The sequence below is a fragment of the Microcoleus sp. T3_B1 genome (assembly GCF_036700445.1).
Lineage (GTDB): Bacteria > Cyanobacteriota > Cyanobacteriia > Cyanobacteriales > Microcoleaceae > Microcoleus.
On record NZ_JAUBOX010000135.1, the window covers coordinates 1 to 12196 of the forward strand.

General features: G+C 47.4%; 10 protein-coding genes and 1 pseudogene. 10 read left to right on the plus strand and 1 reads right to left on the minus strand.

What is annotated here, in order from left to right:
- A partial coding sequence (locus QT990_RS34145; RefSeq protein ID WP_333466324.1) for a hypothetical protein occupies window positions 1-664 on the plus strand: 664 nt, incomplete at its 5' end.
- A 193-nt stretch (window positions 665-857) separates the two neighbouring features.
- On the opposite strand, the pseudogene QT990_RS34150 reads toward QT990_RS34145, so the two are convergent.
- Window positions 858-1586: pseudogene (locus QT990_RS34150) on the minus strand (IS1 family transposase).
- Window positions 1587-1905: 319 nt separating this feature from the next.
- Between QT990_RS34150 and QT990_RS34155 the strand changes: the two are divergent.
- From QT990_RS34155 to QT990_RS34195, 9 genes are all read left to right on the plus strand, one after another.
- Complete coding sequence (locus tag QT990_RS34155; protein ID WP_333466325.1) at window positions 1906-2508, plus strand: DUF4347 domain-containing protein; 603 nt, start codon at window positions 1906-1908, stop codon at window positions 2506-2508.
- Between the two features lie 41 nt (window positions 2509-2549).
- Entirely contained in the window at window positions 2550-4574 is a 2025-nt protein-coding gene (locus QT990_RS34160; protein ID WP_333466326.1) for a HEAT repeat domain-containing protein, read from the plus strand.
- Window positions 4575-4636: 62 nt separating this feature from the next.
- Complete coding sequence (locus QT990_RS34165; RefSeq protein ID WP_333466327.1) at window positions 4637-5572, plus strand: MoxR family ATPase; 936 nt, start codon at window positions 4637-4639, stop codon at window positions 5570-5572.
- Entirely contained in the window at window positions 5569-6813 is a 1245-nt protein-coding gene (locus tag QT990_RS34170) for a DUF2201 family putative metallopeptidase (protein WP_333466328.1), read from the plus strand. Before QT990_RS34165 ends, QT990_RS34170 begins: the two co-directional genes overlap by 4 nt.
- A gap of 47 nt (window positions 6814-6860) precedes the next feature.
- A complete protein-coding gene (locus QT990_RS34175; protein WP_333466329.1) occupies window positions 6861-8189 on the plus strand; it encodes a tetratricopeptide repeat protein in 1329 nt (442 codons plus the stop codon).
- Window positions 8190-8226: 37 nt separating this feature from the next.
- Window positions 8227-9645 (plus strand): tetratricopeptide repeat protein, encoded by a 1419-nt coding sequence (locus QT990_RS34180; protein ID WP_333466330.1) that lies wholly within the window; start codon window positions 8227-8229, stop codon window positions 9643-9645.
- Between the two features lie 19 nt (window positions 9646-9664).
- The gene (locus tag QT990_RS34185) at window positions 9665-10273 is read left to right on the plus strand and encodes a hypothetical protein (protein ID WP_333466331.1); all 609 of its coding nucleotides are present in this window, start codon (window positions 9665-9667) and stop codon (window positions 10271-10273) included.
- 38 nt (window positions 10274-10311) lie between these two features.
- Window positions 10312-11262: a tyrosine-type recombinase/integrase gene (locus QT990_RS34190; RefSeq protein ID WP_333466332.1), complete on the plus strand. Its 951-nt coding sequence runs from the start codon at window positions 10312-10314 to the stop codon at window positions 11260-11262.
- Between the two features lie 538 nt (window positions 11263-11800).
- Complete coding sequence (locus tag QT990_RS34195) at window positions 11801-12136, plus strand: response regulator (protein ID WP_333466333.1); 336 nt, start codon at window positions 11801-11803, stop codon at window positions 12134-12136.
- Window positions 12137-12196: the final 60 nt, after the last annotated feature.

The following is a 12196-nucleotide window of genomic DNA, read 5'->3' on the forward strand; positions in this document are numbered from 1 at the left end:
GCTCTTTCTGCCCATTCTTGTGACTACTTTCCTATGCCTGACCTCATTCCCGAATTTCAGACCTGAATCCTTACGCTGCGAGTTAGGCGAATTCCCGGCTGTTGTGCCAGACTTGAGCAAATGGAAACGAGAGCTTCCCAACCAGGCATCCCAACTAGAAACTTCCGTAAATAGTGAAACAACTCAAGCAACTGAGTTGGCTCCTCTTCAGGAATCAGAAGACTCTCAAGAACTATGGGAATTAGCCAAGAAAAGGCTCCTAGAATCCTGGCAGGCGGATGAAGCTACTGCACGGGAAGATACTGCTACTTCATCAGAAGGTGAAGCGGACAAAGTGGCAGATGAAGCTAGTGAAGTGTTGCAGGATAAGGATTCCAGCACTACTTCCTTACTTCCTGAACCAGAGCGCTCGAAGGCATTGGCGAGGGTGATGGCGCTACTGAGCAGTCGGGGAAGCAGTGAAGTAGATACAGTAAGTGAAGTCATTGCCCTGATTCCCGCTCAACCAGATAAAGCGCTTTGGTTGAGCTTAAAACTACTGAGATTGGGAGTCACAGCAAGCAGTCGAGATGTGTTTGGCTGCGGTACGGGAGGTAAAGCATTCCAGAAAGCGAAAGACTGGTATCATGCCCTTGAGTCAACCTTTGGAAAGATTGTGGAATAGCCTGAGATTTGGGTAAAAATCAGGCGCTTAATTATACCAAATTGGCAAAGCTAGTATTGTTACAGTTCGTTACATAGTTTGAAGCCATTTAAAATCGGCTACTCCTTTAATAACTGTTGGATGTTCCATTAACCACAAACATCGCTGTGCTAAAATATTTTCTAATTCATCGAGGTTGTTGAAGGATTGGTAGTCATGCACAGTAAGGATATCTTTTTCTTATGCAAGAACTATAGTGATGTACAAACTTAAAAATTGCCCCAATATGGTGAGAGCAGTGTTTTTGAGAAAGACAAGGTTTTACGAACCAAACGAGAAATTCGCTGCCGTAAAGTAGTCTTATTAAGTCTTTCAATATAACTGGTTTTTCCCAATTGTTTACCTACAGGTCGATGTCTTCTAAAGGGTAGCACTTCAGAAGAAGATTCCCAAAAATCAGTATAACAAACAGCACATTGTCTATAGACATGAGGTAAAGATTGCCAGAGCTTGGACGCAGATTTTTTTGAGCGGTCTCCAATATAAAGTCCAACAATTTCACGGGTATTTTGATCTAAAGCTATCCAGAGCCATTGCTTTTTTCGCTTGTTTTTGACAAATGACCACATTTCATCTAGCTGTAAAGTCAACTGATATGAAGGTTTTTTCATCACCAAAATTCCTTGGGAAATTTCGGCATACTTTTTATTTACATAATTCTGAACCCATCGAAGGGATACCCTCGTAGCTCTAGCAATTCCGGCTAAAGAAATTTTTTCTAAAATTAGCCGCTCAATTAAGGCTTTAGTCTCTGGCGAAATCTGCTTATATTGAGAAGTTTTAATAAATTGACGACTACAATTTTTACATTTAAATCGCTGTTTTTCGTAATAACTCTTTCCATTTTTAACAATAAATCGCTTTGACAATTAGGACATTCCATACTTTTACCTCCGAAATTTATGTGGATTTAATATTAAACCATTATTGTGCATCACTACCAAATATTTAAGTATAATGATACTTGCTATTGAAGGTTTTTTGGGTTAAGTGAACCACCTCGCGCTGGCTCATCCGTAATGTTACTTAATAAATTTCCCCATCTTTATCAAAACTTTAATTACAAAAGTGTTTATAAAGAAAACTTTATACAAATTTTCTGAAAAAACAGTTATGGTTACTACAGCCTTCAAAAATAGTTTCCGATGCAAGTCGCGAAACAGGGGAATAATTGTCTTTTTTTAGCTATTAGTAGGTGCAGTATGCCAATTTTAAATAATCAACTTTCACCAAGTGCAATCGCCTTTATAGATACTAAAGTTGAAAATTATCAAAGTTTGATTGCCGGGGTAAAATCGGGTACGGAAGTAGTCGTTTTGGATGGGAATAAAGATGCGATCGACCAAATTACTGAAATTTTAGGCGCTCGCAGCAATATTGACAACATTCACCTCATTTCTCACAGCAGTCCAGGCAGCTTGCAACTGGGCGACGGTAGCTTGAGTTTAGATGATATAGAGTGCGATCGGGATTCTCTACAGCAATGGTTTTCGCCACCAACCGACTCACTCGGCAAAATTGGTTGGTCATTTGCGCCAGAAAGTCTCTGCGTTTTGCTCCAACCATTTTTGAGGCTGCCAATCTCAAGTCTTCGATTTGCTCAACACTTAAATTCCTTGTGTCATTTTGAGGGTTTTCCAACTACTTCACACTCTCTCTGCTTTTCCCACCTTTATTTTAAATCCTTGAGTACCTTCTTTTGTGGGAATCACCTAAACTCCAGTTATCGCGAACTGGTGTCCTCGCCAAAAACGAGTGACTTCGCTAAGCAACAGAATGATTGGCAACAAGACTTCAACAATTAAAACATCAAATCATACATTGACTTTATCTCTAGGATCCGAACATGGAAGTTAAGCCCTCTGAATGTCTGAACTACCAACAAGAAGCAGCAAACGAAAGTACACCACCACAACGTCTCATTGAACTCGCAACAGTTAGTACAGACCTCGCACAATTAGTTGCTAATAACACCAGTGCGCCCGCCAATTTGTTACGAGAATTAAGTGTTAGCAGCGATGCTACCATCCGCGCTCATGTAGCAGCAAACCCCAATACCCAGACTGAAGTGTTGCTGGAGTTAGGAAGCGAATTCCCAGAGCAACTGCTAGGCAACCCTATCTTCTCTTTATTGTTGCTAGAAAACCCGAATCTAGTCGAGCAAATTCCTTTAACTACTTTGCGGAGTATTCTCCGCGTAGAAAGCGTGCCAGAATTTTTCCTGGAGTGGGCAGCGACTCACGCGGATTCAGAAGTACAGTTAGCCGTAGCGACGAATAGCCAAACTCCTAAAACCGTATTGGAGAAGCTGACTCAAAGCCAAAATTCTCTATTAGTAGAAGCCTCGCCATCCTATATAAACTGGGCAGGAGAGCTAGTTCACAGCCTGGAGTCTCAAATAGCAGAGGCATTGCGGTTGCACGTGAAATTAGCAGGAGAGATGACTTCCGGCTGGGATGAAGCAGCTCGTGAAATAATTCAGAACATTACTCTACAAGTATCGCAAGAACAGGATAGAGGCTACGCACTACTTGAGTTGCAAAAAATTGGCTTAATTCCCGATTTTATTATCAAGCACCTGTGCGCCACAAAGCATCCTTCAGGTAAAGTGCATTACTGTTATCAAGTCCTTCTGGATGCCGCTAAGTCTGTGAATACTCCCACTAGCGTTTTGGAGCAATTAGCGGAGCAGGAGAAGTTTCGCGAGGCGCTCGCCTGGAACCCCAACACCCCTTTTAGGTTGCAAGAAGAATTAGCAACAGATGACAATAATCTTGTTCGCACCAATATTGCCCTCAGTCCCCACACCCCAACTCCGATTCTTTTGCAGTTAGCGCAGGATAAGGATGCAGAAGTTCGCCAACATCTCGCCTGGAATTTCAACACACCTGACACGATACTAGAGCAGTTAGCCGGAAAGTTAGCTTCTTTGAATTACAGCTACCTCCATACCCTTGAGGTTAACGGTTACAAAACTCCTGTGACACTCATCGAGCAAATGGCGATCGATAAGAGGAGTGAAGTCCGTAAAGGTGTTGCTAAATATGGCAATACACCAGCGAAAATTCTAGAGCAGTTAGCTCTAGATGAGGAGGCTAGAGTTCGCCGAATGGTAGCTCTGAATGTCAACACGCCTTGGGGCGCGCTGTTGGGACAGTTGGCTCATGATACAGATGTGGGGGTTCGCTCTGCTGTTGCCATTAGGTTCAACGCTATCAGTGTCAGCCCATTTTCTCTTTTGTCAGCAACAGAACTCCCCGAAATTCTTTCGAGTTTGGGGGAAGGCACCCAAGAGAGCCTGCTTCAATTATTAGCTCACCATGAAGATAGCTCTGCCCGCCGTTTCGTGGCTCAACTTCCGGATGCTCCTTTAAACCTCTTGGCAGAATTGGCTCAAGACAAGGAAGAGAATGTCCGATGGGGCGTTGCCATGAATCAAAACGTACCTGTGAGTCTTCTAGAACAGTTAGCTAAGGATCAAAAAGATGAAATTCGTCGCTGTGCGGCAAAACATCCCAACACCCCTTTGAGTATTCTTGAACAGCTATTTGACGATCCTAAATCGAGTGTTCGCCGAGTTGCAGTCGCACGCTACCTAGAGCTTCACCCTGAAGGTTTACCTTTGGTGCTAGATCACTACGCCAAAAACGCTCTGCCATTTTTTACCCGTCTCCTGATTTTCCTTCACCCGAAAACTCCAGCGAATACCCTAGCAGAAAACTGTCGATCCAAAGCTTGGCTGGAGCGTTATGCCATCGCCCAAAATTCTAATACATCAATTAATACCCTCACGGCTTTAGCTGTTGATATTAACCGCATTGTCCGTGCTGCTGCTCAAGCCAACTTACAACGTCACACTCAACAATCATGACCCCTACTGCTCTCAATACATACCTCAATAACCTGGTCAAAAATAGCCTACAAATCAGTACCATGATCTGGGGAGCTCCCGGCATTGGCAAATCCAGCATTGTTGCTCAAGTCGCCAAAGAACATAAGATTGACTTTGTGGACGTGCGCCTCTCTCAACTGGCTCCTACTGACCTGCGCGGCTTACCTGTTGCAGAAGATGGTATTTCCAAGTGGTATCCGCCAGAATTTCTGCCTCACTCCGGCAGAGGCATCCTGTTTCTTGATGAACTCAATATGGCCCCGCCGGCGATGCAGGGGATGGCTCAGCAGTTAATCCTCGATCGGCGGGTTGGTTCCTACGTGGTGCCGGAAGGCTGGTACGTCTGGGCAGCAGGCAACCGCAAAGAAGACCGGGCTGCCGTCTTTGATATGCCGACTCCCCTCGCCAATCGCTTTTTACACCTACAAGTCGAGCCAGATTTTGATAGTTTCAAAGCCTATGCCCTGGCGAATAGAGTGCACGAGCAAATCATCGCCTTTCTATCTTTTCGCTCTAACCTGCTCCATAAGCTAGACCCTCAGCAACCGGCTTGGCCTTCTCCCCGCTCTTGGGTAATGGCAAGTCTTCTGCATCAAGCTGGACTGGACATTACACCTGCCATAGGAAGCGAAACCGCAGCCGAGTTTGCAGCTTTTATTAAACTCTACGAAACCTTGCCTGAACTGACGCGCATTCTCAGCAATCAAGGTGATGCCATTCCTTTTCCTGAGGAGCCTTCAGTCCGCTACGCCACCACGATTGGTCTGGCTGTGCGAGCGAATGATGCTCTCCAAGCTGACAATGCTTTCACTTGGCTCAGTAAGGTAGCTGCTGCTGAGTGGGTGCAGCTTTTTGCTGTGGATTTGTTCCGGAGTATGCGAGCCAAAGAACAAATAGGAGCCTTGGCAACTTTGGTACAAAAGAACCCGCAGCTTCAAGGTTTTCTGAAGAACTTTCAAGGCTTGGTGACTTTATGAGACTAGCACCAGAGATGGAACGGCAGATCAGTGGTTCGCTGTTGCGACTGCGAATGAAATCCCCTTTTTTCGCGACCCTGGCGCTGTTTACCCACTTCCTACCCACTCAATTAGTACCCACTGCTGCTACTGACGGTCACAATATTTTTTTCAATCCCGACTTTTTGCGCTCCCTGCCTTCAGCCCAAGTCGATAGTCTGCTGTTACATGAAGTTTTGCATGCGGCTCTGTTGCACGTACCGCGCCAGGGTGAGCGGAAACCTGAGCTATGGAATGCTGCCGCCGACATTGTGGTCAATGGGATGATTGCCCAACAGGGGTGCTTTGAACTGCCCCCCGATGCTCTGCGCGACCCAAAACTAGAGCTTTTGAGTGTGGAGGAAATTTATGAAATCCTGCTACAACAAAACCCCAATTGCTCTACCTGTCAACCCGACTTGTTAAGTCAGTCGCCCTGTGATGCTTCAGGAGAAGGTCAGTCGGACATGGGAGAGGGGGAGAGGTGGCAAGAGGCAGAGGATAAGGCAACAAGTCAGGGAGCAGAGGGGAATTCCCCATCCCAAATAGATAGTGGTAGTCTGACACAAGCAAAGCAGGCTGCTTTGGAAGCTCACTGGCGAGATGCCATGCAGCAAGCCCTTGCCATAGCCCGCTCTACTCACAGCCAGGGCAGCATACCTGCTGGAATGCAGCGAGAGCTAAGGGCATTAACCCAAGCTAAATTGGACTGGCGCTCCTACCTCTGGCGCTATCTGGTGCAGACACCTAATGATTTTATGGGTTTCGATCGCCGCTTTATTGGTCGCGGGCTCTACCTGGAAGCTCTCCAAGGCGAATCTGTACAAGTTTTCGTAGCTGTGGATACCAGTGGCTCTATAGGAGACCAGCAAATGCAACTGTTCCTTAGTGAAGTTCAGGGGATTCTCAAGGCTTACCCTCACCTAACTTGTGACTTGTACTATGCTGACGCGCAAGCCTATGGGCCTTATCCTCTGGAAGCTGATAGCGAGATACCCAAGCCAGAAGGGGGTGGCGGTACGTCCTTCGTTCCCTTTTTTGAGAAAGTTAGCCTGAATCGTGACTGGCACAGTAGCGGGGTGTGTGTCTACCTCACCGATGGGTACGGCACCTTTCCGCAGGAACCGCCTGTGCTTCCAGTTTTGTGGGTTGTGACTCCGGGGGGTTTGGACTCGGAACAGTTCCCTTTTGGAGAAACTGTGCAATTGCTGTCAGCTTCTTAGAACTCGCCACCATTGAAAGTGTTTAGTAGTGCCAGAGGATTGGAAAAATGAACAATGCCCGTGAAGCCGAAGCTGAAAGACTGTTTGAACAGGGTAAGGAGCAGTATAAGAGTAAGGAATTTGAGGCAGCCTTGCCGTTTTTACGAGAGGCGCTGGCTATTTATCGAGAAATTAGCGATCGTCAGGGAGAGGAAGACGCTCTGCATAAAATGAGAGATGCTCTGCGCGAGATGAGACTTGTTTACGAGAGTTCAGGCGATTATGCCAAGGCGATTGAGGCCCTCAATCAGAGCGTGGTCATCACACGAGAAATTGGTGATTATACTAAGAACCCGTGTGAGCTGTGCAAGTTGGGCCAAGCTTACAGTTCCCTGCACGAGTACGGCAGAGCGATTGAGTGCCTCCAAGAGAGTGTAACCATTGCACGAACAATTGGTAATCTCAATCGGGGGAGTTGCGCTTTGTGCGGCCTGGGAATTGCTTACTCTTCCCTAGGCGACTATCTCAAGGCAAGAGATTGCCACCAGCAGTCTTTGACAATGGAGCGTCAGAGGGGCGATCGCTCTGGAGAGGGGATTGCTCTGGTTAATCTAGGAATTACCTACAATAACCTAGATGACTATACCAAAGCCATCGAACACTTACAGCAGAGCTTAGAGATTACACGAGAAATTGGCTATGCCGTGGTAGAGGGGTACGGTCTGAACTATTTGGGAGCAGCTTTCTGGGGTTTGGGTGACTATGCCTTGGCGATTGATTGTTCAGAGCAAGCTTTAACCCTTGTGCGGATAGATGACGATCTCCAGGCACAGGAGGAAGCGCTAAGGTATCTAGGCAATGCTTACCTATCTGTGGGCGATTGTGCCAAAGCGATTGAGTATTATCAGCAGAGTTTAGATGTCAGCAAACAGAGAGGCGATCGTCGTGAGAAGGGACGCACTCTGGGGGCTATGGGCAATGCCTACTTGTCCTGGAACGACCCTGAAAAAGCAATTGAGTATTACCAACAAAGCTTAGAGATGGCACGAGAGATTCGCCATCGCTGTGAGGAGGGACGCGCTCTGAGTAATTTGGGCAAAGCTTACTTGACCATAAGCAAATATGACAAAGTGATTGAGTGCTGCCAGCAGAGCTTAGACATCGCCCAAGAAAGAGGCGATTACCTCCAAGCGCTCCTAGATATCGAAAAACTGGCTAAAACTTTCTTGGAAACAGGCGACTATACCAAAGCCGTTGATTATTCCAAGTCGTGGTTGGCTATCGTGCGAAAAATTGGCGATGCCCAAGGGGAGGAGGTAGCTTTGGGTATTTTAGACCAAGCCTTAGAGGGTACTGTCAAGTTAGCTAAAACTGACGCAATGGCCGCACATCCTTGAGGAGAGATTGTTTTGTAACGCCAAGGAGATGGGAAAAATGAACAATGCTCGTGAAGCAGAAGCCGATAAACTGTTTGAGCAAGGTAATGAGCAGTATCAGGGTGGGCAACTTGAGGCAGCCTTGCCGCTTTTAGAACAGGCAGTAGCTATTTATCGAGAAATTGGCAATCATCAGGGGAAGGAAAAAACTCTACACCAAACTAGAGATGTTCTGCGCGAGATGGGACTTGCTTACAAGGATTCAGGCGATTATGCCAAAGCAGTTGAGTATCTTCAGCAAAGTGTGACCATCGGGCAAGAACTTGGTGAACGCGAGCAGAATCCTTGCGTTTTGTGCAACCTAGGACTTGCTTACCAAGAACTGAGAGACCATACCAAAGCGAGGGATTGCTTTCAACAAAGTGTGACCATCGCCAGAGAAATTGGCAATCGCACTGAAGAGAGGTGTGCTCGGACCAATCTAGGGAATTCCTACTATTACTTAGGTGAGTTTGTCCATGCAATTGAGGTCTTTCAGCAGTTTTTGGACATCGAACGTGAGAGTGGCGATCTCTATAAGCAGAAGTCCGCTCTGTTCAATCTAGGGGGTCCCTACCGTGCCCTAGGTGACTATGTGAATGCAATTGAGGTCTCCCAGCAGTGTTTGGACATGGCACGCGAACTTGGCGATCGCCGTGATGAGGGAGGCTCTCTGGTCAATCTGGGAATTACTTACGATTGCATGGGCAACCATGCCTTGGCGATCGATTACTATCAGCAAGGTTTGGCGATTCTCCAGGAAATTGGTTATAGTCGCCTTTGGGAGATAGAAACTCTCAGATGTATGGGAAAGGCTTACGATTCTACGGGCGACTCGGCCAAGGCGATCGATTACTACCAGCAGGGTTTAGACATCGCACGCGAGACGAGCGATCGAGCGACGGAGGCAGAGATTTTGAGCAGTTTGGGAACTACTTTTTATAACTTGGGTGACTATGCTCGGGCGATCGAGTGGCACGAGCAGAGTTTAGAGATTGTACGCCAGATGAGCGATCGCCGTGAAGAGCAGGGGCACACTCTAGGGCGTCTGGGAATTAATTACGCTCGTCTAGGTAACTATACTAAGGGGATTAATTACCTCGAACAAAGTTTGACTATTGCACAAGAGCTTGGCGATCGCTCTTGGGAGAGGTTCGCTCTGTCGCATTTAGGCACTGCTTACGATGCTTTGGGAGAATCGGCTAAGGCGATCGAGTGCTACCAGCAGAGTCTAGAGCATGGGAAGCCTAGTCAGGATACTCTGGCTCTGTCCAATCTAGCTAAGGCTTACTTGTCATTAGGCGACTCTGCTCAGGCAGTTGAATACTCGAAGCAGTGGTTGGCGATCGTCCGATCAAGTGGTGACACCAAAGGGGAGGAGGCAGTCCTGAACATTTTGGATAATGCCCTGGAAGACTACGCCAAAACGATTGAGTAAACCCTGGAGGATTGGAAAAATGGAAAATTCTCGCAAAGCCGAAGCCGATAGACTGCTCGAACAAAGTCAAAAGCTGTTTGAGAGCTCTCAAGTTGATAGCTCTCAACTGTTTTTTGAGAGCCCTCAACTTGAGGAAATATTACCCCTTTTACAACAAGCACGGGTTATTTATCGAGAAATTAGCAATTCTCAGGGGGAAGCAACAGTTTTGCATATGCTCAAAGATGCTCTGGACAAGCTATTAGATAATTGCGATTCCCAAAAAGAATCTGCTTTGGCAGTTGATTATCTAAAGCAGAGCGTGAGCGTCGCACGGGAAATTGGCGATGTCACTTCTGAGGTCTGTAAATTATGCTGCCTAGGAAATGCTTACTGGTTTTCAGGGGACTATGCTAGGGGGAGTGAGTCCTGGCAGCAGAGTGTCAAAACAGCACAAGAAAGTGGTAATCGCTATCAGGAGAAGTGCGCTCTGAGCAAGCTGGGTATGGTCTGCTCTCGCTTGGGCGAATATACCAGGGCAATATTGCTTGTTAATAGCCTCTGCCAGGCGGCGAGAACCAACATCCAGGTGCTGCAGAGGGCGACTCTTTTGAGAGGTAAATTTTGGATAAAGGCAAGTCTAAATTAGTCTAAATTAGTATTTATAATTGCACTTTGAAAGAGTAAATGCTCGATCTACTTCCAGAGCAAGAGCCACAAACCTTGAAGCTGGCGTCACCGGTGCCGCTGGCGCTTCATCCCGCTGCGGTGTATCTCGACAGTTTGGGAAGCGATCGCTCGAAGGCAACGATGGTGGCAGGACTCGACATCATGGCGAAGTTGCTGGCGGGCTCGGAGTGCGACCGGATGACGTTGAATTGGGCAGCATTGCGCTACAAGCATACGGCAGCGCTGCGCTCGGCACTGGAGAAAAAGTACGCGCCAGCATCGGTTAATCAAATGCTGTGCGCCTTGAGGCGAGTGTTGAAGGAGGCTCTGCGGTTAGATTTAATCGACCCCCTGGATTACAGCAAGGCGGTGGACGTGAGAAGCGTCAAGCAATCGGGAAAGCCAAGGGGGCGGGCGCTATCCCCGGATGAAATTGCAGCGCTGGTGCAAAGCTGCTCTGGCGAGAGTACCGTTGATGTTCGAGATGCAGCCTTGATTGCTATCTTGCGGGGGGGAGGCATCCGCCGCGCTGAAGCAGTCAGCCTTAATTTGGACGATTTCAACCGCTCCACGGGAGCATTGGAAATTCGATTCGGGAAGGGGAAGAAAAACAGGATGGTTTATCTCCCAGAGGCAGCGATGGCGTTGGTGGAAAAGTGGCTCAAGTTGAGGGGAGAAGCGCCAGGGCCGCTGCTTTTTCCCATCCGTAAGGGAGGAGAAATTCAATTTCGGCAGATGACGGACGATGGTGTTTTGAAGATTTTGCAGCGACGGGCTTTCCTCGCTGGAGTGGATTCTTTCTCTCCCCACGATTTCCGGCGGACGTTTTGCTCAGACCTCCTCGATGCTGGAGTCGATATCGTGACAGTGCAAAAGTTAGCAGGGCACGCATCGCCGGTAACGACAGCTAAGTACGATCGCCGGGGCGAAGAAACGAAGCGACGGGCTGTGCAGCACTTAGGGTTTTGATGTTGAGGGTGGAGAGCTCATCGCAGATTTTCTTGAGCAATGCTAGGCCGTGCCTTCTATTTTCATCTCAAGCGCGATAAGGTCTACGTCTGAGAGTCTGGAATACTTACTGCATTACTGCATCGGTCGGGGGGATTTCTTAATGCGGTAGTCCAGCTCACGGAGGGCGGGCGTACAATACACAGCATCCGTCGCTTGGTTCAATACGGGACTGGACAAAATTAGCCGATTCCTTCGCTGACCGTCATACAGCGCGAGCGCACTACTTTACTACTTTGTCTGGGAAGCGTGATTATGCTTTGCTTCGCCTGCTGTGGGGTAATGCTTTGCGGCAAAACGAAGTCAATCAGTTAAATGTTCGCGATTTTGAGTCGGTCAGTAAGACTTGCGGATTCTCGGCAAGGGACGCGGGACGCAAGCTGAGACGATCGATTTTGGTTCTGCCACAATGCTTCGCTTTTAAAGAACTTTGGGCTTTATTTTGCCTTGATTGCTGTTTAAACTCTACTACTAGCCTCCTAATATGTGAAACTAACCTATGAAAGTTTTGCTTGTTGAAGATGATGAAGTGCTCGCCGATCTATTGAGACGCTCTCTCGTAGCTCAACATTACTTAGTTGAGATGGCAGCAGATGGGCAAGCGGGATGGGAATTAGCAGAAGTCTTCGAGTATGACTTGATTATTCTGGATCTAATGTTGCCCAAGTTAGACGGCATTAGCTTTTGTCAGCAATTACGCGCTGAAGGCAAGCACAATGCACGATCGCTCAACTGCAAGACACCCATCCTCTTGATGACGGCTGAGGATGCTACTACCAATCGAGTAGCAGGGCTGGATGCTGGAGCAGATGACTATATAGGGCTTGCTGAATAAGTTAGGAAAAATCGCGCTCGCTCCGCCAGCCGTAGCCATCGCACTTGATGGGTGATTCAA